Origin of the sequence: Neisseria sp. P0018.S001, from assembly GCF_051957355.1 — a bacterium.
GTDB lineage: Bacteria > Pseudomonadota > Gammaproteobacteria > Burkholderiales > Neisseriaceae > Neisseria > Neisseria subflava_A.
Genome location: NZ_JBQCWN010000089.1, coordinates 1 through 367, shown reverse-complemented (window position 1 = coordinate 367; position 367 = coordinate 1). Strand labels below are relative to the sequence as shown.

At 49.6% G+C, this 367-nt stretch carries 1 pseudogene; it reads left to right on the top strand.

The window, feature by feature from the left end:
- Positions 1-367 (top strand): annotated as a pseudogene (locus ACTHTJ_RS10970) (IS5/IS1182 family transposase); the annotation flags it as partial.

Below are 367 nucleotides of genomic sequence, written 5' to 3'. Positions count from 1 at the left end.
TCAACCTGTTTTGCCGTTTTGACGAACTAAGCATCCCCGATTACAGCACCTTATGCCGTTACCGCAATTGGCTGGCGCAAGATAATACCCTGTCCGAATTGCTGGAACTGATCAACCGCCAACTGACTGAAAAAGGCTTAAAAGTAGAGAAAGCATCCGCCGCCGTCGTTGACGCCACCATTATTCAGACTGCTGGCAGCAAACAGCGCCAGGCCATAGAAGTTGATGAGAAGGGACAAGTCAGCGGCCAAACCACACCGAGTAAAGACAGCGATGCCCGTTGGATAAAGAAAAACGGCCTCTACAAACTCGGTTACAAACAACATACCCGTACCGATGCGGAAGGCTATATCGAGAAACTGCACAT